This window comes from Brachybacterium fresconis, from assembly GCF_017876515.1.
GTDB classification, from domain to species: Bacteria; Actinomycetota; Actinomycetes; order Actinomycetales; family Dermabacteraceae; genus Brachybacterium; species Brachybacterium fresconis.
Map to the genome: position 1 here is coordinate 3563160 of NZ_JAGIOC010000001.1, position 25873 is coordinate 3589032.

Below are 25873 nucleotides of genomic sequence, written 5' to 3' on the forward strand. Positions count from 1 at the left end.
CGTGCTGTCGGGTCGGATCGATGTCGGGTCCGTCGTGACGGGTGGGCCGGGGCCGAGGCGCACCCGGTTGCCCCGATCACATATTGCATACCATCGCGCCGCTCAAGGACACCTTCCGCAACATGTCAGATATCTGATAACTTCACTCCATGACCCACGTCACACCTCGCTTCGAGACCCTTCAAGCCGAGCTCCTGGAGCTGATCCAGACGCTCGGCCTGAAGTCCCACGACGCTCTGCCCTCCGAAGGCGAGCTCGCTGAGCGGCTGGGCGTGAGCCGAGCGACCCTGCGTGAAGCAACACGGGCGCTGCAGTCCCAAGGGGTGCTGGACGCTCAGCAGGGGCGGGGCCTCTTCCTGCGCTCGTTCTCCGTGGAACCGGTCATCTCCCGCCTTCCGTACCAGCTGATCGAATCCGGTGCCGATCTCGACGAACTGCTCGTCGCCCGCGCTGCGCTGGAGCGCGGGCTGATCCGCGAGGTGGCAGAGCGCATCGGCGAACAGCGCCTGGCCCGACTCGACGAGATCGTCCAGGAGATGCACGAGCTCGAGGCGAAAGGGCTCGCGTTCCCTGCGCAGGACCGCGAGTTCCATCGCTGCCTGTACGTCGACCTGCACAACCGCGTGATCGACGGGACGCTCGAGGCGTTCTGGCAGTTGATGGACAAGATGCGCGACCGGCTCCCGCCCCTGCGCTACGACGACCTGGCCGACCGGCACGCGGCGATCGTCGCCGCGCTCCGCGACCCGCAACGTCACGACCCGGTCGTCGCCCTGGACGACCACTTCATCGACATCCAGCAGCGCAGCGATGCGCTGGCGCACCGCGACTCCGTCGTCCCCGAGGAGAACTGAGCCATGACCTCATCCGAGACCCTGAGCAGGGCCGACGGGATCGTCGCAGCCCTCCTGACTCCCTACCGCGCTGACGGGTCGATCGCCGTCGACGTCCTCCGGAGGCACACGGCACGCCTGGTCGACGCCGGTATCGACGGGCTCTACGTGTGCGGATCCACCGGTGACGGCGTCGCATTGGACGAGGACGCTCGCGTGCTGTGCACCCGGGTCGTGGCCGAGGCCGTGGATGGTGAGGTGCCGGTGATCGCCCACGTGGGCACCAACTCCACCGAGCTGACTCTGCGGTTGGCCGACCGCTGCGTGGGGGTGGGTGCCGACGCCGTCTCCTCGATCCTGCCGTCGATCCCGCTGACCGAGGCCGAGGTCCGTGATTACTTCCTCGATCTGATCCGCAATGCTCCTGCACCCTTCATCGCCTACAACTTCCCCGCCCGGTCCGGAGTCAGGCTCTCCATCGACCTCCTGGCAGAGCTTGCCTGCGAGCCCAACCTCCACGGACTCAAGAACACCTCTGGGGACGTGTTCGAGATGTCGGCGTTCACCCGGCTTCGGGACGGAGACTTCCGCGTGTGGAACGGCCACGACGAGGTGCTCTACGCCGGATTGTCCGTCGGTGCCTGCGGGGCGATCGGCAGCACCTTCAACGCGTTCCCGACTCTGTACCTGGATCTCCTGCGGCAGTACCGAGACGGCAATCATGAGGCGGCCATGACGCGGCAGCGCCAGGTGGAGGACCTCGTGCGGGTTCTCGCCGGCTATGGAGTCATGCCCTCCCTGCGGGCCGTCCTCGACGCGCAGGGACTCGACATGGGTCCGAGTCGCCGCCCGCTGCTCGATCTCGACGACGCCGGCCGGCGCCGCCTCCTCGACGACATCGCCGCTCTCGACCTGACCGCGTGACATCGCCCTCTCTCCGCTACCTCATCAGTTTGGCCATGAAGGAGTCGTCATGATGAACCACCACCAGAATCTCACCCGGCGCAGCGCACTCGTCGGCGGTGCCGGTCTCACCGCCGCAGCCCTCGCGGCCTGCACCCCCGGGGGTACCCCGGCCACGGGCGGATCCGGAGGAAGCGACGGCGGCGGCGGTTCCGGCGCCCTCACCTTCTGGCACTACTACGGAGGAGCCGCGACCGCCCCGATCGAAGCACTCGTGAAGCGCTACACCGAGGAGACCGGCAACGACGTCGATATCCGCTTCATCCCCTTCGGCGACTTCAATCGGACTCTGCTCCAAGCCGCGACCGGGGGCGGGCTGCCGGACATCGCGCTGATCAATGCCTTCGACACTGCGCTCTTCGCCGGCTCGGACGTGCTCACCGACCTCAGCGACCGCGTCACCGAATGGGGTGAACAGAACGCGTACTTCACCGGCCCGTGGGACACCACGCAGGTCGGCGGGTCCACCTACGCCATCCCGCACGTGGCCGACACCTATTCCTTGTGGACCAACACCGGTGTGCTCGGCGAGGCCGGCGTCGAGGCCCCCACGACATGGGACGAGACCGAGCAGGTCGCGGTCGACACGGCGGCCGACGGTCGCTTCGGCCTCGCGTACTGCGGGATCGATGGTGTGGAAGGCGCCACGGCGTGGCTCCTGCGGTTCCTCGCCGCCGGCGGGGACGTCACCGACTTCACCGGCGATGCCGGCACCCGGGCCATGGGCTCCTTTCAACGAATGCTCGAGGACGGGGGCTTCTCCGAAGGTGTCCTGACCTGGAACGAGGACGACGTCTACACGCAGTTCCGGACCGCAGCGTCCGCGATGATGATCAACTCCGCCTCGTACCTGACCTCGCTCGCCGAGGAAGCACCTGACCTCGAGGTGGACATCGTGCCGATGCCCGCCGACGAGACCTCCGTGTCCTGGCTCTCGGCCGAGAACCTGACGATCACGAGCACCGTGAGCGACCCCGACTCCGCATGGGAGCTGATCACCTGGATGCAGCAGCCCGACGTGATGAACGAGTACCTCCCCGATCGCAACAAGCTCCCCGTGCGTACGGATGTCGCCGAGGACGAACAGTGGCAGGACCCGGTCAAGAAGGTCTTCGTGGACCAGCTCGAGATCGCGTGGGCACCCGACGAGAGCGTCTCGCCGTCCTCGGCCGAGATCTTCACGGCCGTCCAGGCGGCCCTGCAGTCCGTGCTCAGCGGCTCGGCGAGTGTCGACGACGCCCTGTCGACGCTGCAGTCGACCACCGACGAGGCGCTGCAGGCGTGAGGGCGCACCCTTCGGCCGTCACGCGGTACCGAGGGGAGCGCCCGCCGTCGCGCGCTGTCCCCCGCCGCTCAGAAAGGACCCGACGATGACGACGACGCGCGTTGCGGCCGCGACGAAGACGTCACCGGGCAAGCCACCGCGTGCCGGACGGAAGCGGAAGCGCTCCCGGAGCCTTGGCACGTACCTGTTCATCCTCCCGGCAGCCCTCTTCGTCGTCGCGACGACGGTGTACCCCCTGCTGTACAACGTGAATCTCGGCTTCTACGACGCCCCCATCCAGAAGTTTCTGCGCGGGACCGTCGAGTGGGTCGGCCTGTCGCAGTACCAGGAGGCGCTCGGAGACCCGAAGACCTGGGTCAGCCTCGGCACCTCTCTGGTGTACACCCTCGCGACGATCGCCCTCATGCTCACGGTGGGCACGGCCTTCGCGATTCTCTTCACCAAGACCTTTCCGGGGAACAAGCTGCTGCGGTCGCTCCTGTTCCTGCCCTACATCCTGCCCTCGGTGGTCGCCGCCAACGTCTGGCGCTGGATGCTCGACGGCACCAGCGGCTTGGTCAACTACCTCCTCACGACGGTGCGGATCATCCCCGAGCCCGTCTTCTGGCTGGGGAGCCCCACGTTCGCGCTGCCGGCAGTCATCCTCGCGACCGCGTGGACGATGGTGCCCTTCGCGATGTTGCTGATCATCGCCGGCCTCCAGAACATTCCCCGGGCCACCTACGAGGCGGCCGAACTCGATGGGGCAGGGCGGTGGAGCACCTTCTGGCGAATCACCGTTCCCCTGCTGCGCCCGGTGCTGTCCGTGGTGGCGCTCTTGGGATTCATCTACACCTTCAAGACCTTCGACACGATCTTCATCATGACCAGGGGCGGTCCCGGCGATGCGACGACGGTGCTCCCGATCCTCGCGTACAACGAGGCCTTCGTGAACTTCGACCTCGGATCGGGAGCGACGGTGAACACGCTGCTGCTGGTCATCCCGATGGTGCTGGCCATCATCTACTTCCGGTCGACCAGGAAGGAGGGATGAACGGCATGAAGAAGCCGTTTGCGCTCACCGTGGCGGCCACCGCCCTGGTGCTGGTCTATCTCATCCCGGTCTACTGGATGGTCGCGACCTCTCTGAAGGAGCCGGCCGACGTCTTCAACGTCCCGCCGGACATCATCCCGACCCCGGCCACGGTGCAGGCCTATCTCGACACCGTCTTCTCTGACCCTGCGATCTGGCGCGGACTCCGGTCGAGCACGATCATCACCATTCCCACCTTGGTGCTGACTCTGGTGATCGGGGCACCGGCCGCATACGGGCTCGCGAAGTACCGCTACCGCGTCACCGGAGGAGTGCTGTTCCTCCTGCTCGCGGCCCAGATGCTCCCGACCATCAGCCTGGCGCTGCCGATGTTCGCCATCTTCAGCCAGTACGGACTCGTCGACACATATGCCGGGCTGATCATCGCCAACGTCTCGGTCACCCTGCCTTTCGCCGTCGTGCTGCTGCGTCCCTACATGGGCGCGATCCCCGGGGATCTGCTCGAAGCCGCCCGACTCGACGGCTGCACCGCCTTCGGTGCCTTCCGCAGGGTGGGCCTGCCCCTGGTGCGGCCCGGCCTCGTCATGGTCGCGACACTCACCTTCGTGATGACCTGGGGAGAGTTCGTCTTCGGGCTCACTCTTGCCACCAGCGACGACAAGCAACCGATCACCGTGGTGCTGAACAGATTCATCGCCAGCTTCGGTACCCAATGGACGAATCTGATGGCGGTCTCCACCGTCATCGCGATCCCGATCATCGTGGTGTTCATCGTCCTTCAGAAGCACGTCGTCGCAGGCCTCACGGAGGGCGGATTGAAGGATTGAGCGACGGCGCCAGCCATCTCCCAGCCTCCGATCGCGCATGACGCAGCGGTGATATCTGGAGAACGGCATCTCACGGAGACTCATGCTGCCTCGCCTGACCAGCCCCGCCGCAACCCCTCATCCAGCCACCTCACCGAGCCCCGTGATCCCCCGCACCAACCCGGTGTTGTCGATCGTGACCAGCAGGTCCAACCCCTCATCGGCCAGCGGCGCCGGCGTGGACATAGTGTACGTATTCGAGACCTTCAGGACGGTCGTGATCTCGGGCTGGGCGAGGTCGATTCGCACTAGCAGCCCCGCAGTCGAGACCATCCAGTAGATGGCCGGGTCGGCGGTGGGCACGGGGGAGGAGCCCCAGCTGGCGCTGGATCCGGGGACGAAGGGCAAGGTCTCGGGGCCGTCCTGCCACAGGGTCTCGCCGGTGGCCTCCTCGAGCAGGAGCACGGCGCCGTTCTTGCCGTCGATCACCAGGACCCCGAACTCGCTGATCACGGGTCGCGTGAACTGCACCCGGTGCAGGCCGTCGACGCTCCAGCGCACCTCACCGCTGTCCGCGGACAGCGTGGTCGCGCCCGTGTGGGCGGGGACGAAGAGATCTCCGGTCGGCAGCATCTGCAGCGGGGCCGCCCACGGGCCGTAGATCGTGCGGTGGTACGGGGTGTCGGTGCGGCCGGCGACCATGGTCGTCCACGCCTGCTCGCCGGTGCCCGCCTCGAGCGCGTGGACCTGGCCGTCGCTGCTGCCGGTGAAGACCAGCTTTCCGTCGGTGCAGGCCTGTCCGGTGAAGGTGCCGCCGATGTCTGCCTGCCAGACCGGGGATCCGTCCAGGCTCAGCAGGAAGAAGGTGGTGCCCGCGGCGACGCCGATCCGTGGGCCGTCGGGAAGGTCCAGGACGGCGATCTCGCACTGGACCGGGGCGCCCAGGTCGTAGCTCCACACCGTGCGGCCGGTCTCCGCCTCGAGGGCATAAAGCTGGTGGTCGGCGCTGCCGATCAGGACGGTCTTCTCGTCCGGGGCCATGACCGGGGCCTTGTAGACCCCGCCCAGCTCACGCTGCCATGCGGACTGCGCGCCGCCGGTGCCGACGGTCAGTGCTTCGACTGTGCCGTCGGTGGCGGCTGCGATCACCAGGGTCCCGCGCCGGGCCAGACCTGCCATCACGGTGGACATCGACAGCGGGTGGCTCCAGGCCACCTGGGCCGACGACGAAGACGGGACGGTCACCGGGGCGACCGCATTCCACACCGGGTCCTCGCCGCCATCGCTCGCCCGCAGCTGGACGCGATGCTCCCCCGGGGGAAGTGCCGCGACGTCGAGGTGGCCGTCCCAGCGCGGCCCCTGGCCGCGTCGTTCCAAGGGAGTCCACGGCAGCGGCGCCACGCCCTGCGGATAGATCCGCGCCGCCAGCTGCGAGGGCCACTGCGCGCTGCCTCGCCCTTCGCTGCGGGCCCGCACCGTGACCTCCTCCCGGTCACCGGAGAGGTCCACGTCCAGTGGGCCGAAATCGTCCCCGGGCCCGGACTCGCCCAGCGGCGCCTCGGTGACCAGGCTTTCGGTCGCCTCGCCCGAGGCAGGGACGTGTACCTCGGTGAGTGCGAGCCGGTCCTCGTCCGCGTCGGTGATGCGCTCGGCCCAGTAGTAGACCGGAGCCTGCATGAGGGCATCGCCGACCACGTGCGTAAGCCCGTTGAACTTCCGGACCTGCAGCTTGTGGATGTGCCCGGCGAACATCGCGCGCACGCGGTACGGCTCGATGATCTCCAGCAGCTTCTGCGCGTTGTTGACGAACTGGTGGTCGTCGCTGAGCGGGAAATGGTTGAACATGATGATCGGCACGTCGTCGGGCACGTTCTTCAGGTCCGCGCGGAGGAACTCCAGCGACTCCTCGCTGAACTGATAGGAGGGCCACTGCTGGGAGACCAGCGGATCCAGTCCGATCATGTGGAGTCCGGCGGCGTCGAAGCTGTGGCGGCCGGGGCCGAAGTGCCGGTGGTATTCCTCCCAGGCGTCCGCGTTCCACTGGGTCTCGTGGTTTCCCGGGACGTAGTGGATGCGGGAGGCGAGACCCGGCGGGACGGCGGAGAGATAGTGCTCGACCCCGTCGGCCCCGCCGAACTCGGTGATGTCGCCGCAGTGCAGCACGAAGTCCGGATCCCGCGACTCGATGTGCTCCAGGACCCTCGCCACGGTTTTCGTCTCCTCGGGGGCGGCGCCGTCAAGCTGTGAATCCGCGATCACGGCGAAACGTGCGGAAGGCTGCGGCGGCGAGTTCTCGGCCTGCGCCGCTGAGGTGGCCCCCGCGGCGGCGGCGCCGGCCAGCGTGGCACCCAGCAGGCGGCGGCGGGTGAGGCCCGCCTCGGGACCGGCTCCGGTCGGGATCATCGAGTGGTCGGCGGGTCGCTGCCTCATGGAACCTGTCCTTCGTCTCGCGGTGCTGGACTGCTGCGTCGTCGGCCGTTGCCTGGAACCACGCCACGAGCCGTCGATCGGGTTCAGGAGGTGTCGATCCCGTTCCCGATGCTGTCCGTGGCGGTGCGTGCCCGGGCCGGAGGCGACCGGGGGTCACCGTCGCCGACGCGCTCGCTTGTTATTCGTCTCACCGTAGAGTGGATGCGAGCCGAAAGGTGCCTGTTGCAGTGAATCGTGGGTGACCGGCCAAGGAACTCCGGACTATCCGGGGCTCGACTGTTCGCTCCAGGTGCCCGACCCTCGTCGTCGCATCCCCGTACTCGCATGTGCAGTGCTTCGCGCATCCGGGCGCGTCCTGGGGAACACCTACCGGGCGAGCCGTGCTGAAGGCGGCGACGCATCCCCTCACGCATGAAACCGGGCCGTCACCGCTGCGATGTGCAGCGACGACGACCCGGTCTTCCCAGGCGGCGGCCCTCACGGGCGGGGCCCTGGTGCGTATCACCCCGGGATGGCGACCGGGACCCGTGCCCGTCAGATCAGGCCTTCCCGTAGGCCCAGGACGACCAGCCGCCGAAGCCCTCGGCGTCCATCCGGATCGCCACCCAGCGGCCCTCCTTGATGTTGCCGGCGCCGTCCGGGGTGCCGAGGTTGAACACCTGCTCGCGGTCGAAGCCAAGGAAGGTGTCGGTGTCGAGCAGTCCGTACGGGGCGCCGCTCGCATCGGCGGAGTGATAGACCTTCACCTCGACCCGGACGCCGTAGTTCTTCTTCCCCACCCGGATCTCCAGAAGGTCGCCATACGGTTCGAACACCGCGCTCTGCACGGAGCCGTCGTTGAAGGTGGCGCTGACCGCCGCGATGTACCCACCCGTGTCCATGTTGTCCTCGACGTAGCTCTGGCATGCGTAGTCGGACTCGGTGCCGTAGCCCCTCTCGTCCCGGCCTTCGCCCCGTGCAGCGGGCGCCAGACCCGCCACCACGGCGGTCGCGGCGAGCCCGAAGCCCGCTCGTCGGGTCACGCGGTGGTTCAGTCCGGTCGTGAGATGCGTTTTCATCGCAGTGGTCTCCCCTTCGTAGATAGCGACTCTGCTCTCTGTGCGCTCACGGATCGTGGTGAGCTCCCGGTAGCCGACCACATCCCGTGCTAACGGGTCAAGGGGTTCGTAGACCATTAGGAGAGGTGGGGCGCTCACCCCGCTGTCGGGTCGGTGATCGCCCCGCGCTCCGGGAGGGCGGGAGCGGGCAGAAAGGTCGCTTCTGTCGCGCCGAGGCGGAACGGTGGCGCGACCAGGCACATGGGGGCATGCCCGGGCGTACCATTAGAGTCATGGATCAGCTGCCCGCCGTCCTGTCGAATCCCACCTTCACCGCATTCCTGCGCTCCGAACCGCTCGCGGTGGACCTGGTCAACACCCGCCTGTTCCTCGAGGACTCCTGGGTGGATCTGCTCGATGACCGGCCGACGCGGCAGGAGTGGCTGATCGCGGAGGTCGGACGTCTCGGCGTCGGCGGGGAGGACGCCGTCGGGTTCACCGATGCCGCCGTCGACGACCTGCGACCGGTGCGCACGCACGCCGCAGCGGCCATCGACGCCGTCCGCCACGGCGCAGCCCCGTCGGCCCGCAGTCTCTCCGGCCTCAACCGTGCCCTCCGCGCCGCGCCGGTCGTCCCGCAGCTGCACTGGGACGGCCACGCCGTGGTCGCGGCGACCACTCGACGTTCCGGGCCGCTCGGGCCGCGTCTGGCGGCCGGATTCGCCCACGCCACCCTGGACCTCCTCACCGGCTCCGACATCAGCCAGGTCCGGCGCTGCGAAGCTCCTTCGTGCGTGATGCTGTTCCAGGCCAGGAACGCCAGGCGCCGCTGGTGCACCCCGTCCATCTGCGGCAACCGCACCCGCGTGGCGCGCTACTACCGGCGCCATAGCTCAGAGGGGTAGACGGGGCGGCTGGGTGAGGCCCGATGGGGGCGCGGGCCATCGGTGCGCGTGCCTGTGGTGGACTGGCGTCATGGCTGTGAACACGATGTGGCCGCGTCGGACCTCGCGTCTCCACCTCCGCGAGATGGAGCCCGGCGACGTCGCGCGCATCGTGCAGATCAGGCAGCTTCCCGAGGTGGATCGCTGGCTGCTGATCGACGCGGTCGATCCCGGCCAGTACCGCGAGCAGCTGCTGTCTGACATCGGCGACCCGCGTCACCACGAGATCGTCGCCGTGCGAGAGGACGCAGTCATCGCCCACGCCGGCATCACCGTGCTCGATCCCCGGGCCCAGGCCAGCGCCTCGCAGGCCCGCGGTGAAGGGGGTATCGGATACGTGCTGGACCCCGCCTGCGCTGGTCAAGGACTTACGACCGAGATCGCCGAAGAGCTTCTGCTCGTGGCCTTCGAGGAGCTCGATCTGCACCGCGTCACCTCCGACACCCTCGCCGGCAACATCGCCTCCTGGCGGGTGCTGGAGAAGATCGGGATGCGGCGCGAGAAGCACGCGCTGTCCAGCGTGTGGCACCGCGAGCTGGGCTGGGTCGACGAGTACGAGTACGCGATCCTCCGCCAGGAGTGGCTCCGCCGCAGCGAGGGGTGACCGGCGGGTCAGCGGGCCCCGTCGTGGATCGTCACCGCCCTCGCGCAGCGAGCCTCGCCACGAGCCCCGACGGCGCGAATCCCGCGACCGTGTAGATCGCCCGGTACCGCCGGCTCGGCACGGAGACGGCCTTGCCCCGCTCGACATCTCGCAACGACTCGGTGACCACCCGTGGTGCCTCGAGCCAGAGCCAGCTCGGGATGCCCTCCTTGCCCTTCGGCAACCCGAGCCGTGCGTGGAAGTCCGTGTGCGTGTAGCCGGGGCACACGGCCGTGACGGTGACCCCGCGGGATCTGTACTGCGTGTTCGCCCAGCGGGAGAACATCACCAGCCATGCCTTGCAGGCGGCGTAGGTGGAGCGGGGCATCACGGCGGAGGCCGAGGCGATGGTGAGGATGGTGCCCGAGCGCCGGGCCAGCATGCTCGGCAGCACGGCGTGCATGAGGCGCATCGGCACCTCGTCGTGCAGCCGGAGGTGACGCACCTCGTCCTCGATGTCGTTGGTCTCGAAGGCCAGCGGCAGCCCGAACCCGGCGCTGTTGATCAGGGTCTCGACGGGCCGGTCCGGGTCGGTGAGCCGGTCCGTGACCGCGGCGATGCCGTCGGGGGACGACAGGTCCGCGGCCAGCACCTCGACGTCGGCCGCTCCCTCGCGCGTCAGCTCGGCGATCAGCTCTTCGAGCCGGGTGGCATCCCGGGCGACGAGCACGAGGAGGTCGCCGCGTCGGGCGAGCTGGCGCGCGTACTCGGTGCCGATCCCGGAGCTGGCGCCGGTGATCAGGGACGTCGATGTCATGATCTCGAGGGTAGCCACCGCCGGGTGTCGGGGGAGTCCACCGGAGATCGACGCGAACGGCATGTGGGGCCCTTCGGCGCGACGACGCGCACGGGGTGGGCGGAAGACTCCGCATAATGGACGAATGGTGTCCCTGCCGACGAACCCTTACAAGCTCTCCATGATCGTGATAGCGGTGGCGATGGTGATCGTCGTGGCGGGCTACATGGTCTTCCGTGCGGTGACCGCGCCGTCTCTGGAGGGGCGGGTGCTCTGGCACGAGAAGACCGCGGTGTCCCAGCTGGGCCCGAACGGCTGGATCGCTCTGCGCAGCGACGGCGACGTCATGATGCAGAACGTCGTCACGGGCGAGCAGTACGTCGGCGCATCGGACGGGCAGCTGGCCTATGTTCTGCCGGACGGCGGGTACCTCGATGCCTACGACACCCTCGTGATCCACGGCTCTGACGAGGACGAGGGCATCCGCTTGGAGCGGGAGCAGATCGGTGTCGGCGTCGAGAGCATTGCGGGCCTGGAAGCCGGTCCCCCCGAGATCCTCGGCGTCTCGGAGACGACGGTCGCCGTTCTGTCCTGCTTCGCGGCCGAATCGGAGTTGCTGGGGTCGGAAGCGCCCGGTGGGCACACGGTCATGGCGGGGTTCTCTCTGGCAGACGGAGAACGGCTGTGGGCGCGCGACACCGGGCAGGGCTGCGTCGGCACGGACCTCTTCTCTCCTCCCGTGGCGTCGGTGGGCGCCATGGACTACGTGATGACCTACGACGGCGACCAGGCGACGGTCACCGACCTGGCCGACGGGAGGATCGCCGCCACGTGGCCGGATTCTCCCCGGTACTCCGATCGGTTCGACGACGATTCGGTGATCCTGCAGGACGGGCTCGCCCTCCGCCGCACCGGCGAGACCACCATGGAGGTGGTCGACCTGGAGGAGGGGGAGACGCTCGCCGAGACCAGCTGCGCCGATGCCCGACTGATGGACCCGGGGCCGACGGTGAACCTCTCCTCCGAGGCCGCGCTGGCCGTCGAATGCGGGGAGGAGGAGGTGCGGGTCTTCGAGCGCGACGCGCAGGAGTTCACCACGATCCAGGCCCCGTCCCTCCGCATCGTCCCGGACGGCGGCTCGGCCGTGTACGACAAGTACATCCTCAGCCGGGACGGCGAGACCGTGACCATCACCGACGGTCTCAGCGGCACCGAGATCGGCAGCTTCTCCGCTCCCGTGGAGATGCGGACCTCGAACACCGCCGCACGTGGCCGCGTGCTCCTGATGTACATCCGAACGGACAGCGGCGAGTTCGCCGAGCAGCAGATGATCGCGGTCGACCTGCGCACGGCGGACATGCTCATCACCGACTCCCGCGGACTGAGGGTCGGGGCCGGCGTCGATCCGTCCGGGTTCGCGCTGGCCTCCTCCGGCGAGTTCGTGGACCACGGCGGCGGCCGGTACGGGGACGACTGGACCGAGCACCGGATGGAATCGTGGCTCGTCGGAGTCGACGGGACCCCGATCGACAGCTGAGCGCCCGTCGCGCGCGATGCCGCCGTCTGCGGGATGCAGGCCCACGGCGGCCAGGCGTCGGTGCCCTCCGCGCCCATCCGGATGGCCACCCAGCGGCCCTCCGTGATGTTCCCGTACCGTCCGGGGCGCCGTCGGACTTGACGCCGGCCGGACCTGACGTCCGCTCACCGATTACCGTGTCCCCATGACTCCCGCCGACGGCTCCGAGGCCGATTTCCGCCGCCGCTTCGACGAGATCGTCGCGGACATGCCCGCCGACCAGATCCACGAGCTGCTCGGAACTCTGCTTGGCGGTGGCTCCGACGTCGGCGCCGTACCGCCGGCTCCCGATCTGCGCCGCGCGCCGCTCGACCAGCCCGCGATCCTCACGATGCGCCTGGACCTCGAGGGCGCGACACCGCCCATCTGGCGGCGGCTCGAGCTGCGCAGCGACCTCACGCTCGCCGAGCTGCATCGCATCATCCAGATCAGCTTCGACTGGATGGACTCCCATCTGCACCGCTTCGCGCTCGGCGGGAGCCCCTTCGACCCCAGCGCCCAGCTGTTCCTGTGCCCCTTCGACGTCGAGGAGGGGGAGGACGAGGGCCTGCCGGAGGCCGAGGTGCGGCTCGACGAGGCCGTGCAGGAGGTGGGCGACACGCTCCGCTACGTCTACGACTACGGCGACGACTGGCAGGTCCGGCTGAAGGTCGAGGCGGTCCGTCCGGCACCCGAGGACGCTCCGGCCGCGGTCGTCGTCGGCGGTCGTCGCGCTGGGCCGCCCGAGGACTCCGGCGGCATCACCGACGCCGAGAGCCTGGCCGAGGTGCTGGCGGATCCGGCCCATTTCGACCTCGACGCGGTGCAGCAGGCGCTGGAGGCCGAGGAGCGCGGCCTGCTGGTGCCCGGAGCGCATCCAGCGCTCGCGGAGGTCGTCGAAGCCCTGGACGGGACGCCCGCCGCGTACGAGGTCTCGCTGCGCCTGATCGACGTGGTCAGCGCCCCGGAGCCGCCCGAGGAGGACGAGCTGGCCTCGGCGCTGCATCCCGTGCTGTGGTTCCTGGACCGTGCCGGGGACGGCGGCATCGCCCTCACCCAGGCGGGATACATGAAACCGGACATGGTCATCGCTGCCAGCATCGTCGTGCCGGACCAGGACACCTGGTACGGGAAGAACAACCGCGAGACGCTCGCGATCCACGTCCTGGACTTCCGCGAGGCGCTGCAGAGCGTGAAGCTGCTGCGCAAGTACAAGGGGCAGCTGCTGCCCACCCGTCGGGCGGCCGCAGCGAAGACCGATCCCGGTGCCGTCTGGGAGCTGCTGGTCGAGACGCTGATCCCGCAGAAGGAGGGGTTCGTCCGGGAGGCGACCGCGCTGCTGCTGCTCCACATCGCCGGCATGCGACCGGGGGAGTCGGTCTCCTTCGACCAGGTGGCCGAGGAGCTCACCCAGCGCGGCTGGCGGGTGGGCGGCGACCCCGTGGGCTTCATGAGCATCCGGGAGCTGCCGGCCGTCTCCCTGCTGCGCAGCTTCACCCCGGCTGAGGAGGGAACGAGCCGGGCGCTCGAGTCCTTCTCGCCCGTGGCTCGGACCCTGGCGGCGACGGTCCTGGCCCCGCCGATCAGCGAGGACTGACGGCGAAGCACCGGATCGGGGTCCGTCGGGCGGACCGAGCGGTCTTCCCCCCAGGGTCTGCTGGGGCTGAGAGATACGGTGGCCGACCGAGACCACCGGACACGGCACCCGCATGACGCAGGATCGATGCCGCCGTGTCCGCGCCGACGCGAAAGGCTGGTGCGCATGAGCGGCGATGCCGATACCCTCCGACAGCTCCTCACCTCGATCGACGGCCGCGGATACGGTTCCTACAAGCAGCTGAAGGGCTCCTACGACCTGGGATCCTGCCGCCTGCTGATCGACCACGTGCAGGTGGATCCCTTCGCGCCGCCGTCCCTGATGCGCCTCGTCGTCGACGCCGGCACCGCTGCTCTCCCCGAAGACCTCATCAGCGACCGTCACGGACACGTCGCGACCACCGACTACCTGGCCCGCGCCGTCGCCGCCACCTCGCACTCCATCGAGGGGGTCAGCATCGGGACCCCGCAGCAGGAGGTCCTCGAGCGCACCAGCGTCGCGATCACCGAGGACGGGGTCGAAGCGCGCATCGCGGTCCAGCTGCCTGCCTCCGGCCGTCGGGTCCGAGGTCGCCAGGCCGCGCGGCTGCTCACCGAGGACCTGCCCCGGATCGCCCGGGCCGCCCTGGTCCATGTCAGCCTCGACGCGGCGGCCCTGCACGCCCACGTCACCCTCCACCGCGACCAGGAGGCCCTGCGCGATCAGCTCGCCGAGCGCGGCCTGGTGGCCTTCGTCGGCGACGGCGCGATCCTGCCGCGCCGCTCCGGCGACTCCGACCTGCCCCTGCAGCAGGGAGCCGTCCCGTTCCGCAGCCCCGAGACCCTGCAGGTCAGCTTCGACCTGCCCAGCGGTGCCCGGGTGGCCGGGATGGGCGTCCCCGACGGGATCACCGTCATCGTCGGCGGTGGATACCACGGCAAATCCACGCTGCTGCGCGCCATCGAACGCGGCGTCTACCCGCATCGCCTCAGCGACGGCCGCGAATGGGTGATCACCCGGGACGACGTGGCCTCCGTCCGCGCCGAGGACGGGCGCTCCGTGGCCGGGGTCGACATCTCCCCGTTCATCACCGGCCTGCCCTCGGGCACCGATACCCGCAGCTTCTCGACCACCAACGCCTCGGGCTCGACCTCGCAGGCCGCCACCCTCGTCGAGGCGGTCGACGCGGGTGCGTCAGCGCTGCTGATCGACGAGGACACCTCGGCGACCAACTTCATGATCCGCGACGAGCGCATGCGCCGGCTGATCCCCGCCGAGCGCGAACCCATCACCCCGTTCGTCGACCGCATCCGCCCGCTGCACACCGAACGCGGAGTCTCCACCGTGCTGGTGGCGGGAGGGTCCGGGGCCTTCTTCGACGTCGCCGACCACGTGATCGCCCTGGACGAGTACGTGCCCCACGATGTCACCGAGCAGGCCCGCGCGCTCGCGGACGACGCGAGCTCGCTGCCCGACGAACCGGTGTTCGGGCCGTCGCGGGCCCGGGTCCCGGCCGCCGGGGCTCTGCGTCCGCCGGGGAAGACCAAGCCGGCCACGGGGCGCGGACGCGAGACCGTCCGGTTCGGGCGCGAGAACATCGACCTGGCGGCCGTGTCCCAGCTGGTCGATGCCGCACAGACCGAGGCCATCGCCAAGGCTCTCGACCGCCTGGCCGACCTGCTGGACCAGGCGGGACCGGCCGAGCGCACCGGGTCGTCGGACTCCGGCCTCACGCTCGACGCGGCGATCTCCGACGTGTTCGACCGCCTCGACGCCGAGGGCCTCGAGGCGCTCTCACCCCATCGCGGCCACCCGGGCCACCTCGCACGCCCGCGCCCGCTGGAGGTCCATGCCGCCGCCAATCGCTACCGAGGGCTGCGGCTCGACCAGGGGTGAGCGACGAGCCGTTGCACCTGAGGGCCCCTGGGCCTGGTCGGCGCAGACCCCCGTCCGACGAACCGCGCGCGCCCATCCCACTCGTATCGACCGTTCGGCCCGGAAGATTGCCGGACCCTGCGGCGCTCGTTAGCGTGAGAGGCGTCCGAGCATGTCATCGACAAGGAGGACCTCTCATGAACGACACCATCACGGTTCCCGATTCCGCCGGCGCGAAGCGCACGAAGAAGGAGAACGCCGAGAGCGGCTTCCTCGCTCCCGCGGCGCTGGCCAAGAACCTCCAGGCCGTCCTCGTGGACCTCACCGCGCTGCACCTGGTCGGCAAGCAGGCGCACTGGAACATCGTCGGCCCGAACTTCCGCGACCTGCACCTGAACCTCGACGAGGTCGTCGACATCGCCCGCGCGAGCGCCGACGACATCGCCGAGCGGATGCGCGCCCTGCATGCCACGCCCGACGCCCGACCAGCCGTGGTCGCCGAGCAGACCTCCCTGCCCGAGTTCCCGCAGGGCGAGGTGCTCACCCACGACGCGATCGACCTGATGACCGCCGCGATCGAGAAGACGGTGGGAACCATGCGCACCGTCCACGACGAGGTCGACGACGCCGACGCCACCTCGGCCGACATCCTGCACGCCATCCTCGAGAAGCTCGAGCAGCAGGCCTGGTTCATCAGTGCGGAGACCCGCACCCCGAAGCAGCGCTGACCGGCGTCCCCGACGGCGAGGGCCGGGCTGCGAGTGATCGCGGCCCGGCCCTTCGCTGTGACCGTGGCAGACCGCCCGGAGCAGGTACCGTCGACACCATCGACGGCGGCGCCCTCCTCACCCGGACCCACCGCCACCTGCTCACCCTCGGAGACCCCGCTCTCGGAGAACTCACCCCCGAGAACTCACTCTCTAGAACTCACCCTCGAGACCTCATCCTCGAGGCCCCGACCCCGGACGAAGGAGCGCCATGAGCGTCCCCCATCTGCTCGACCACATCGTCATCGCCGGCCCCGACCTGGGCGAGATCGTGGACTGGTTCCACGAGCTGACCGGCGTCACCGCCGCACCCGGCGGCGCCCACCCCAGTGGGACCGCCAACGCGCTGGTCGCTCTCACCGTCGGCGGCCAGCCGCGTCCGCACTACCTCGAGCTGATCGGCCCCGATCCCGACCGGGACGAGGAGGAGCTGCCGAAGACCTTCAGCATCAACCGGCTCAAGAAGCCCACACTGATCACCTACGCCGTGCACCCCACGGGGATCGACCAGGTCGTCGAGCACGCCCGCGCCGAGGGCTTCGACCCCGGCGACGTGCAGGACCTCTCCCGCCGCACCCCGGACGGCGAGCTGCTGCAGTGGCGGCTGACCCAGGCGCAGGCCCCGCGCAACTACGGCGTCCCCTTCCTCATCGACTGGGGCGAGACGACCCAGCCCGGTCTCGGCGAGCTGCCGTCGATCGAGCTGGTCTCCTTCGAGCGCATCGAGGTCAACCCCGGCCCGCAGCAGAAGGCCACCGCCGCGCTCGGCCTCGGCGACGGGGTCGCCGCGATCCGCGAGGCGCAGGGTTCCCGGTTCGTGCTGCGGCTGCGCACCGAGGACGGCCGCGAGATCGAGATCTGAGGCGACGTCGAGCTCCGGCCACCCGGGTGGCAGCCCCGCCGAGCGGGGGAGGAGGTGCCTCGCGGCCTCACGGAAACGGGTCGCGAGTGCCGACGCGCGGTGAGCGGGAGCCCGCGACGAGGAGCCCGAGCGGGACTATGGTGCTGACAGGCGAGCCGGGGACCGACGGCACGCGGACGAGGAACGTCCGAGCACGGCAGGGCACCGGAACGATCCACGACCGGAAGAGATGATGCACATGTCGCACGCACAGCGACTCGATATCGCCGCCATCGACAAGAGCGCCTACGCGCCGCTGCTGGCCCTGGAGAAGTACGTCCACGCCGGGCACCTCGGCGAAGCGCTGCTGGCACTGGTCAAGCTGCGGGCCTCGCAGCTGAACGGCTGCGCCTACTGCTTGAACATGCACGCCCACGAAGCCCGCACGGCCGGCGTCGCCCAGCAGAAGCTGGATGTCCTCGCGGGCTGGGACGAGGCCCCAGAGGTGTATAGCGACCGGGAGAAGGCCGCGCTGCGCTTGACCGAACAGGTCACTCTCATCCGCGACGGCGTCTCGGACGAGACCTGGAAAACCGCGGCATCTCGGTTCGACGACCAGGAGATGGTCGAGCTTCTCATGGCGATCTCGGCGATCAACGTCTGGAACCGCCTCGCCGTGAGCACGCATCAGCACCTGGACTGAGCCCCGGTCCCAGGCCCCCGGGGCCGGCCGTCAGCTCTGCCTCGGAGGGTCCCGCGCTCCGCGCATCGGCCCGGTGTCGTGGCGACGGAGCGCGACCGTTGCGTTGATGGCTCTTTCGAGGTCGCAGAACGCCATCTGCGCAACGGTGGAAGGTACCGGGTGTCATGGCCTCGTCGACCCCCTCCTCTGCCGAGACGTTCCCGCTATCGTCGGTGCCCCCAGACGGCACAGGAATTCGAGACCACCGATGCTCACGATCTCCCGGGTCGACACCTTCGTCCTCACGGTGCCTCTGGGCGCCGACCGCTTCTACTCCTCCCAGGCCGAGTTCCCCGAGCGCACCTCGCTGCTCGTGCGCCTGACCACCACCGAGGGAGAGGTCGGCTGGGGAGAGGGCGGTCAGTACGGTCCCGCCGAGCCGGTCCGCTCCTGTATCGAGGACGTGCTCGCCCCGCAGCTGCTGGCGATGCGCGATGCCTCGCCCGGTGTGGTCTGGGACCTGCTGTACGCCCGCACCCGGGACTTCGGCCAGCGCGGCCCCTACATCGAAGCGCTCAGCGCGATCGACATCGCTCTGTGGGACCTGCTCGGCACGCGCCTCGGCACCCCGATCAGCGAACTCATCGGCGGCCGGCACCGCGAGAGCGTCCACGCCTACGGTACCGGCGGCTACTACACTTCCGTCGACTTCGACCCGGCGCGGGACCTGCAGCAACTCGGCGACAGCGTCGCCGGATACGCTGAGCAGGGTCTGACGATGCTGAAGATGAAGATCGGCCTGCTACCCATCGCCCAGGACGCGAAGCGTGTCGCCACCGTGCGCGAGCGGCTCGGCGACGAGTTCGTGCTCGCGGCCGACGCGAACCACGCCTACAACGCCCGAACCGCGATCGCGATGGGCCGCGTGCTGGACGAGCACGGCTTCGTCTTCTTCGAGGAGCCCGTCCCGCCGGAGGACCGCGAGGGCTACGCGAGGGTGCGGGATCGTCTGGATCTGGCGATCGCCGGAGGAGAGGCCGAGTACACCCGCTTCGGTTTCCGGGACCTCATCGGCGCCGGCTGCGTGGACATCATCCAACCGGATATCTGCGTGACCGGCGGGATCTCGGAGGTCCTGCGCATCATCGCCCTCGCGTCGGCCCACAACCTGCGCATCATCCCGCACGTGTGGGGCTCCGGGATCGCCGTGGCCGCGGCGCTGCAGGTGTGCAGCACGTTGCCGCAGGTGCCGTCCACGCATCGCCCGGTGCCGCTGGAGAACGAGCCGGTCATCGAGTTCGACCGCACCCGCAATCCGCTGCGCGACGACCTGCTGACCGTTCCGCTCACCCTCGAGGGCGGACGGGTCGCGGTGCCGGACGGTCCCGGGCTCGGCGTCGAGGTGGACCTGGACGTCGTCGAGAGGTACACCGTGGGGTGACCCCCGTGACCGGCCCGCTGTTCGCGCGCGGTGATGCGTCCAGCGCCCGGCGACGCGGAATCGGGGTGGATGCTCAGTCGGCCCAGAACTCGTCGGCCTCGAGGATCATGACGTCCAGCGCCCCGGGCCCGCTCGGCGTCCAGTCGGATCTGGATATCGTCGCGGTACGCGCTGCGGGACGATCCTGCGGCATGGAGCGGAGGAGCATCAGATGCAGGACGTCCTGGTCGTGGTCGGCACCGGCGGCATGGGGGAGGCGATCGCCCGGCGCAGCGGGGCCGGCCAGCAGGTGCTGCTCGCCGACTTCGACGAAGCAGCCCTCGAGCGCGTCGGCACCGCGCTGACCGGAGACGGCTTCGCCGTGACCACGCAGCAGGTGGACGTCACGTTTCGCGACTCCGTGGCGGCGCTCGCCGCGGCCGCCGCGGAGCTCGGGCCCGTGCGACGTGTCGTCCACACCGCGGGCCTCTCGCCCCAGCAGGCACCCACCGCTGCCGTGCTCAAGGTCGATCTGTACGGCGTGGCCGTCGGCCTCGAGGAGTTCGGGAAGGTCATCGCCCCCGGCGGCGCGGGCGTGGTGATCGCGTCGATGGCCGGGGCCCTGGCGGTCGGTCGCTTCCCGGCCGAGCTGGAGGGCGCGCTGATCTCCACGCCCACCGAGGAGCTGCTGTCCCTGCCGTTCCTGCAGGAGGGCGCGCTGCCGGATTCCGGCGCCGCCTACAGCATCGCCAAGCGCGCCAACCAGCTGCGCGTGCACGCCGCGGCCACCGACTGGGGCGCTCGCGGGGCCCGCATCAACTCCATCAGCCCCGGCGTGATCTCCACCCCCATGGGCCAGCACGAGCTGGCCGGCGAGAGCGGCGCCGGCATGCGCACCATGATCGAGGCCTCCGGCACCGGACGCATCGGCACCCCTTCGGACATCGCTGGCGCCGCCGCCTTCCTGCTCGGCCCCGACGCCACCTTCATCACCGGCACGGACCTGCTGGTCGACGGGGGAGTGGTGGCCGCTGTGCGGACGGGAGGGATCCAGCTGCCCGGAGCCTGAGGCGGGGCGGAGCAGTCGACGGACGGCATGCCTCCATGTGCATGCCTCGGAATGACCTGGTACGTCTCGAGATGCCCACGGGCTGTCCGACCCGTCGCACATTCTCCGCCCATGACCTCCGCCTCAGCGTCCTCGAGGCCGCCCGGGGCCCTCGTCGCAGTTCCTCAGAGGATGTCGAGCAAGGTCGAGATGAAATCCTCGTAGCTGCTGCCGTGCGCGGCGAGCAGTTCGATGTTGCGGGGCTTGGAGAGCACGCGGATCACGGACTCGAACAGCTCCCCGAACTCCTCGCGGCTGTCCTTGCTGAAGGCCATCATGGCGACCAGGGACACCGGATCGCCGTCCCAGTCGATGGGCTCGGTGGGGACGTGCACGGCGATCGAGGAGGCATTCGCGCCCATGATCATCGAGTGGGGGATCGCGACCCCGCTGCCCAGCGACGTCGAGGCCATCGCCTCCCGCTCGAGCACACCGCGGTGGAAGTCCGCATCGACCACGCCGGCGCTCGTCAGCGCCTCCGACATCTGGGCGAGGACGTCCTCGCGGGAGGTGGCCGTGAGGTCGAGGAAGAACTGCGGCTCGATGAGGTTCACGAGGGTGGAGCCCACTCGGGCCCGGCGCTTGGTCTGGGCGATGTCGAGGACGACGCCCCGCACGCGTTCGAGGTCCTCGGCGTCGGGCAGAGCACTCAGCTGCACGACGGGCCTGTCGAGCGTCTGGGGCAGTCCCACGAGCGGGACGGTGGAGACGATCAGATCGGGCCCCGGCAGATCGGTGGCCAGCTCTGCTTCGTCCACGGCGACCAGTTCGATCTCGCCGACTCCGGCGATCGCGGACTGCAGCAGGGTGCGGGCGGAGTCCTGCAGATCCAGGTAGGTCGGGGAGATCAGGGCGATCCGCACCCGCTGTTCTCGCGCGTAGACGCTCTCGAAGTGTGCGCCGACGTGGAACGAGATCAGCCCGATCTCGTCGGCCCGGATCTCGATGCCGAGTGCCAGCTCGAGCCGGCGGGCGATGAAGATCCCGATCTCGTAGATCAGCGGGTGGGTGTCCTTGATGGACTGTCCGATCGGGATGTGGGCGGCCTGGCCCCGCTGGGCGCGGCGCACGAGGTTGCGCGAATGCACGCTGAGGAACCCGATGAAGCGGTCGTTGTCCAGATCGATCAGATAGTTCTCGCCCACCTGGCCCACGATCCGGCGCACCAGGGCCACGTAGTCGACGTCGCCGTCGGCGATGACCCGTTCTGTGACCAGGAGCGAGAGATCCTCGGGGGTCGTGTTCTCGTCGAGGAGGCCTTCGAGGTAGTCCACTTCGCCGGCGGGCAGGCGCAGCTCGAAGGTCGACTCGACCAGGGCTGCGATGCGGAGAGCGGCTTCGTGGCGCAGCGCGTCGTCGTCGGCCGCGGTGTCCGGGGACTCGAGCTCGTGGCCCTGCCGCAGCCTGCCCACCATGACGGCCACGTGGGCGAGGATCGCGTGCTGGCTGTTCTCGGTGGCGAGCAGTCCCAGCTCGGACAGGATCCGGGTGAGCCCCTCGCGGAACGTCAGCAACGAGGGCTCGGCGGATTCGATCGCGAGCTCGCGCACCGAGACGAACTGGGTGCGGGAGCGGGCCGCGTCGGTCATGATCTGGCGCACGAGGCGGCGCTTGGCGGATTCGGTGCCGACGATCCGCAACGACGGGCCGCGACGCTCCAGAGTGAGCTGATGGATGGACAGCAGGGCACGGCACTTCGTGAGGTCCGCCTCGAGCGTCGAGTCGCTGACCCTCAGCTCCTCGGCCAGCTCGTGCACGTCGGCACCGTCGGCCGTGCTCAGGGAGCGCAGCAAGGAGGAGAGCCGCTCACCCGGGCTGAGCACGCGCCGGGACGCCGCCGGGCGCTGGTCGTCGGCCGAGGCGAGCGCCGCGAGATCGAGCGCGTACCCCTCGCGGGAGGAGGTGACCACCTCGCGATCGTGCTCCGTGTTCAGCCGGGAGACGTAGCTGCGCACGCTGCGGGTCGAGACGCCGAGGCGTCGGGAGAGGTCGTCGGCCCCCATCCGCTCGGATCCCGCCTCGACGAATGCACCCAGCATGCGCTGGCGCGTGGTCTCCCACGGGTCGCGGCGTCGTGCGGTCATCGAAGCGGTCATGCCCTTTCCTTCTCGATCAGGTCTGTGCCCCGGTCGGTCCGAGCAATCCGGGAAGCCTGCGATATCCGGGAGATCAGGTCGTCGTCGTCGATCTGCTCGAAGTCCGTCGTGTCGATCTCGATCGTCGTCCCGAGGGCGAAGGTGCCGTAGCCGCGGTGCAGGTAACGGTCGAGGAACACCTCTCGGCGCAGCAGTCGGGGCGCAGCTCGACGGTCGACGAGCGTATCGCCGGGGCGGTACGTATCGACAAGGTGTCCCACGTGACGGCTCGGATCCAGGTCCCGCTCGCGCTGACGCTCGAAGAGCACCTCGAAGTCCGCGACCAGGCGCACGGTCACGGGCCTGACCTCGTAGTCGGCGCAGGCCGCCTCGAGCTGCGGCCGCTGCTTCTCGCTGAACGGGTACTCGGCCAGGATCGGACGACCGGCGGCCATCATGGTGCGGACCTGGGCGAGGAAGATCTCCAGCGCAGCCCGGTCCAGGTGCTCGCGGGCTGCCGAGTCGACGAAGCCGCGGCAGTCGTACAGCTCCTCCTTCACATCGTCCAGCGACAGGGACGCGAACGGCCCCAGACGCTTCTGCACCAGGGTGCGCAGGCGGCTCTTGCCGGTCCCCGGGAAACCGGCGACCAGCAGCAGGATCTGTTCGCTGCTCATCATCGCGCTCAGCCGACGGTGGCCGGGAGCATCCGCCCGATCTTGTGCGCCACGATCTCCGCGACCGCCGTGTTCGCCGGGACGATGTTGTTGCGCAGCGAGGCATGGAGCTCGGTGGCGCCGAAGGTCTCCTTGGCGCTGCGGGTCCAGCCCACGATCAGCTCGGTGCCGATGTTGAACTTCCGCACGCCGCGCTCGCGCAATTGCGCGTAGTCGGCCTCGTCGACGCCGGTGCCGCCGTGCACCACCAGGGGCACGTCGACCTCGGCGTGGATCTGCGCGATGAGATCGAGATCGATCGCGGTCTTGCCGAGGTACGAGCCGTGATGGGTGCCGACGGAGACCGCGAGGGCATCCACCCCGGTGGCCTCGGCGAAGGCGCGCGCCTCCTCGGGCTTGGTCAGCGCGCCCACCTGCACGGAGATCCCTTCCTCGGTGCCGCCGATGGTGCCGATCTCGCCCTCGACCGAGACGCCCCGGTCATGGGCGAACTCGACCACGCGACGGGTCTTCAGCACGTTCTCGGAGTAGGGGAGCGCGGAGCCGTCGAACATGACGGAGCTGTAGCCGGCGTCGACCGCGTCGCGGATGTCGGCGAGGTTCGTGGAATGGTCCAGGTGCAGGACCACGTCGACCGGCTCGCGCTCGCCGATGCCCTTGCACAGGGCCACCAGGTTCTCCATCCCGATGTACCGGGCGGTGCCGATGGAGGTCTGGATGATGATGGGGCTGCCGGCGTCCCGGGCCGCGGAGATCATCGCGGGGATCATCTCGAGGTTGTGCGCGTTGAAGGCGCCGACGGTCGAGCCGATCGTCTCGGCCTCGGTGAGGACTTCGGTGAGGGTGACGTACATGGTGACTCCCGATCTCAGTAGTTCTCGCGCATGATGCGCTTGGAGGTGGCCAGCAGCTCGTCGATCTTCGACATCCAGGCATTGATCCCGTCGCCGTCGCCGGCGGCCGAGGACTGGGAGAGCTTGGTGTTGTAGAGCGTCATGAGGCGGTTGTACGACTCGCCGTACTGCGTGTGCTCCGCGAGCGCGCTCTCGTGGTCGCAGATCGCGGCGTCCGGATCCCCGAGCCGCTCATGGAGGATCCCTGCCTCTCGGTGGAGCTCCCAGCTCTCGCCCTCACCGGCGGCGAGGGACTGCCGGATCTCCGCCAGCCGGGCGATGGCACTCTCGCGCTCGGCGCCGTCGAGCTCGGGGGCGTCGGTATCTCTCGGGTTCGTGGTGGTGGTGGAGGATGCGGGCCTGCCCAGCAGGCGGTTGAAGAATCCCATGTCTTCTCCTTGTCTCAGAAGGCCTTCATGAGGGGGCCGACGACCCAGGCGAACAGCAGCGCTGCCACGATGGTGTCGACGTCGGTCGCGGAGAGGCTCGGGAACCCGAGGCTCTGGAATGTGCCCACGAGCAGCGCGGGCAGCAGAGTGATGAAGAAGCCGTGCACCAGGCCGCCGATGAGCGCACCGCGTCGCCCGCCCACCGCATTGCCGAAGATCCCGGCCGTGCCGCCGGCGAAGAAGTTCGTGAGCATCCCGGGCACGATCACCGCGAAGCCAGCGAGCGGAAGCACGAACATGGCGATGACGGTGCCCACCGTGGTGGTCAGGAACCCGATGATCACGGCGTTCGGTGCGTACGGGAACAGCACCGGGGCATCCAGCGCGGGCTTGGAGTTCGGGACGAGCTTCATGGAGATGCCGCGGAAGGCCGGCACGATCTCACCGAGCAGCAGTCGCACACCGGCCATCAGCACGTACACGCCGACCACGAACTGCATCGACTGCAGGAAGGCGTACACCAGGTAGTTCGTCTCCCCGGCAGCCTCGGCGGAGGCTGCCGGACCGGCGAACAGAGCGGTGATCAGGTACAGCGGGATCATCACGACAGCGAGGGACATGTAGGTGTCCTGGAGGAACTCGAATGCCCGGGGGAGCTTGAGGTCCTCGGTGGTCTTGCGGTCCGGACGGCGGTCGCGGACGAGGTAGGCGACGCCGGATTCGAGCAGGTACCCGATCGTGCAGAAGTGACCGAGGGCGATCGCGTCGTTGCCGGTGATCCTGCGGACGATCGGCTGGGCCAGCGCGGGCATCGCGACGGCGAAGACGCCGCCGACGATGCTGCACAGCAGGATCAGCCAGATGCCGCTGAGCCCCACGGCCGAACCGAAGACGACGGTCATCGTCGCCATCCACAGCAGCGCCTGCCCGGTCAGGAAGATGTACTTCCAGGGGGTGACGCGGGCGAGCACGACGTTGACGATGAAGATGCCGAGGAACGAGATCGCGATCGGCCCTCCGAGCCCGAGATCGTTCGTCGCGAAGCCGTTGACCGCCTCGATGGACGGGACGATCCCGGTGAGGTTGAAGGCGGCTTCGAACTGCGTCCCGAAGTAGGTCAGGGTCGCGACGAGGACCGCGGAGCCCGCCGCGAGGACCATGAAGCCCAGCAACGTCTTGAACGTTCCGGAGACGACGGATCCGGCATCCTTGCGCTGCAGCAGCAGACCGAGCATCGCGATGAGCGCGATGACGATCCCCGCCTGCGTGAAGATGTTGGAGATGATCCATTCGAGGACGGCCATG

At 69.3% G+C, this 25873-nt stretch carries 24 protein-coding genes; 15 read left to right on the forward strand and 9 right to left on the reverse strand.

What is annotated here, in order from left to right; genetic code table 11:
- The first annotated feature begins 149 nt into the window (after positions 1-149).
- The 5 genes from JOF44_RS15805 to JOF44_RS15825 all read left to right on the forward strand — a co-directional run bounded on the left by JOF44_RS15805 (position 150) and on the right by JOF44_RS15825 (position 4941).
- Positions 150-854: a FadR/GntR family transcriptional regulator gene (locus tag JOF44_RS15805; protein WP_209893571.1), complete on the forward strand. Its 705-nt coding sequence runs from the start codon at positions 150-152 to the stop codon at positions 852-854.
- Between the two features lie 3 nt (positions 855-857).
- Entirely contained in the window at positions 858-1757 is a 900-nt protein-coding gene (locus tag JOF44_RS15810; RefSeq protein ID WP_209893574.1) for a dihydrodipicolinate synthase family protein, read from the forward strand.
- Positions 1758-1806: 49 nt separating this feature from the next.
- Positions 1807-3081 (forward strand): extracellular solute-binding protein, encoded by a 1275-nt coding sequence (locus JOF44_RS15815; protein WP_209893577.1) that lies wholly within the window; start codon positions 1807-1809, stop codon positions 3079-3081.
- Positions 3082-3166: 85 nt separating this feature from the next.
- A complete protein-coding gene (locus JOF44_RS15820; RefSeq protein ID WP_209893580.1) occupies positions 3167-4114 on the forward strand; it encodes a carbohydrate ABC transporter permease in 948 nt (315 codons plus the stop codon).
- 5 nt (positions 4115-4119) lie between these two features.
- Entirely contained in the window at positions 4120-4941 is an 822-nt protein-coding gene (locus JOF44_RS15825; RefSeq protein WP_209893583.1) for a carbohydrate ABC transporter permease, read from the forward strand.
- Between the two features lie 117 nt (positions 4942-5058).
- Here the strand turns inward: JOF44_RS15825 and JOF44_RS15830 are convergent, their stop codons facing one another.
- Both JOF44_RS15830 and JOF44_RS15835 read right to left on the reverse strand, forming a co-directional pair.
- Positions 5059-7350, reverse strand: coding sequence for an outer membrane protein assembly factor BamB family protein (locus tag JOF44_RS15830; RefSeq protein ID WP_209893586.1), 2292 nt, complete (start codon positions 7348-7350; stop codon positions 5059-5061).
- A 539-nt stretch (positions 7351-7889) separates the two neighbouring features.
- Positions 7890-8408 (reverse strand): hypothetical protein, encoded by a 519-nt coding sequence (locus tag JOF44_RS15835; RefSeq protein WP_209893589.1) that lies wholly within the window; start codon positions 8406-8408, stop codon positions 7890-7892.
- A 272-nt stretch (positions 8409-8680) separates the two neighbouring features.
- Between JOF44_RS15835 and JOF44_RS15840 the strand changes: the two genes are divergently transcribed.
- Complete coding sequence (locus JOF44_RS15840; protein WP_209893591.1) at positions 8681-9292, forward strand: CGNR zinc finger domain-containing protein; 612 nt, start codon at positions 8681-8683, stop codon at positions 9290-9292.
- A gap of 70 nt (positions 9293-9362) precedes the next feature.
- Positions 9363-9935, forward strand: coding sequence for a GNAT family N-acetyltransferase (locus JOF44_RS15845; RefSeq protein ID WP_209893594.1), 573 nt, complete (start codon positions 9363-9365; stop codon positions 9933-9935).
- Positions 9936-9966: 31 nt separating this feature from the next.
- Here JOF44_RS15845 and JOF44_RS15850 read toward each other — a convergent pair whose 3' ends face one another.
- A complete protein-coding gene (locus JOF44_RS15850; protein WP_209893597.1) occupies positions 9967-10731 on the reverse strand; it encodes an SDR family NAD(P)-dependent oxidoreductase in 765 nt (254 codons plus the stop codon).
- A 124-nt stretch (positions 10732-10855) separates the two neighbouring features.
- Here JOF44_RS15850 and JOF44_RS15855 point away from each other — a divergent pair, with 124 nt between their 5' ends.
- The 7 genes from JOF44_RS15855 to JOF44_RS15885 all read left to right on the forward strand — a co-directional run bounded on the left by JOF44_RS15855 (position 10856) and on the right by JOF44_RS15885 (position 19447).
- Complete coding sequence (locus JOF44_RS15855; protein ID WP_209893600.1) at positions 10856-12247, forward strand: hypothetical protein; 1392 nt, start codon at positions 10856-10858, stop codon at positions 12245-12247.
- Positions 12248-12431: 184 nt separating this feature from the next.
- On the forward strand, positions 12432-13862 hold the full coding sequence (locus tag JOF44_RS15860) for a plasmid pRiA4b ORF-3 family protein (protein ID WP_209893603.1): 1431 nt from the start codon (positions 12432-12434) through the stop codon (positions 13860-13862).
- A 165-nt stretch (positions 13863-14027) separates the two neighbouring features.
- Complete coding sequence (locus JOF44_RS15865; RefSeq protein WP_209893604.1) at positions 14028-15737, forward strand: ABC-ATPase domain-containing protein; 1710 nt, start codon at positions 14028-14030, stop codon at positions 15735-15737.
- Between the two features lie 176 nt (positions 15738-15913).
- Positions 15914-16444 (forward strand): Dps family protein, encoded by a 531-nt coding sequence (locus tag JOF44_RS15870; protein ID WP_209893607.1) that lies wholly within the window; start codon positions 15914-15916, stop codon positions 16442-16444.
- Positions 16445-16694: 250 nt separating this feature from the next.
- On the forward strand, positions 16695-17345 hold the full coding sequence (locus JOF44_RS15875; RefSeq protein ID WP_209893610.1) for a VOC family protein: 651 nt from the start codon (positions 16695-16697) through the stop codon (positions 17343-17345).
- A 238-nt stretch (positions 17346-17583) separates the two neighbouring features.
- Entirely contained in the window at positions 17584-18027 is a 444-nt protein-coding gene (locus tag JOF44_RS15880; RefSeq protein WP_209893613.1) for a carboxymuconolactone decarboxylase family protein, read from the forward strand.
- Between the two features lie 247 nt (positions 18028-18274).
- On the forward strand, positions 18275-19447 hold the full coding sequence (locus JOF44_RS15885) for a mandelate racemase/muconate lactonizing enzyme family protein (protein WP_209893616.1): 1173 nt from the start codon (positions 18275-18277) through the stop codon (positions 19445-19447).
- Positions 19448-19520: 73 nt separating this feature from the next.
- Here JOF44_RS15885 and JOF44_RS21020 read toward each other — a convergent pair whose 3' ends face one another.
- Positions 19521-19655 carry a hypothetical protein gene (locus JOF44_RS21020; RefSeq protein WP_281067098.1) on the reverse strand — a complete coding sequence of 45 codons (135 nt, stop codon included), beginning with the start codon at positions 19653-19655 and terminating at the stop codon, positions 19521-19523.
- A gap of 3 nt (positions 19656-19658) precedes the next feature.
- On the opposite strand from JOF44_RS21020, the gene JOF44_RS15890 reads away from it, so the two are divergent.
- Complete coding sequence (locus JOF44_RS15890; protein WP_209893619.1) at positions 19659-20495, forward strand: SDR family oxidoreductase; 837 nt, start codon at positions 19659-19661, stop codon at positions 20493-20495.
- Positions 20496-20659: 164 nt separating this feature from the next.
- Here JOF44_RS15890 and JOF44_RS15895 read toward each other — a convergent pair whose 3' ends face one another.
- The 5 genes from JOF44_RS15895 to JOF44_RS15915 are packed head-to-tail and all read right to left on the reverse strand — an operon-like array spanning position 20660 to position 25872.
- Complete coding sequence (locus JOF44_RS15895) at positions 20660-22630, reverse strand: BglG family transcription antiterminator (protein WP_209893623.1); 1971 nt, start codon at positions 22628-22630, stop codon at positions 20660-20662.
- Positions 22627-23289: a P-loop nucleotide/nucleoside kinase family protein gene (locus JOF44_RS15900; RefSeq protein ID WP_209893626.1), complete on the reverse strand. Its 663-nt coding sequence runs from the start codon at positions 23287-23289 to the stop codon at positions 22627-22629. The genes JOF44_RS15895 and JOF44_RS15900 overlap by 4 nt, the downstream gene beginning before the upstream one ends.
- Positions 23290-23294: 5 nt before the next feature.
- Complete coding sequence (locus JOF44_RS15905) at positions 23295-24140, reverse strand: class II fructose-bisphosphate aldolase (RefSeq protein ID WP_209893629.1); 846 nt, start codon at positions 24138-24140, stop codon at positions 23295-23297.
- Between the two features lie 14 nt (positions 24141-24154).
- Positions 24155-24568, reverse strand: a complete 414-nt coding sequence (locus JOF44_RS15910) for a tetratricopeptide repeat protein (RefSeq protein ID WP_209893631.1) — start codon at positions 24566-24568, stop codon at positions 24155-24157.
- A 14-nt stretch (positions 24569-24582) separates the two neighbouring features.
- Positions 24583-25872 (reverse strand): PTS sugar transporter subunit IIC, encoded by a 1290-nt coding sequence (locus tag JOF44_RS15915; protein ID WP_209893634.1) that lies wholly within the window; start codon positions 25870-25872, stop codon positions 24583-24585.
- Position 25873 lies beyond the last annotated feature (1 nt).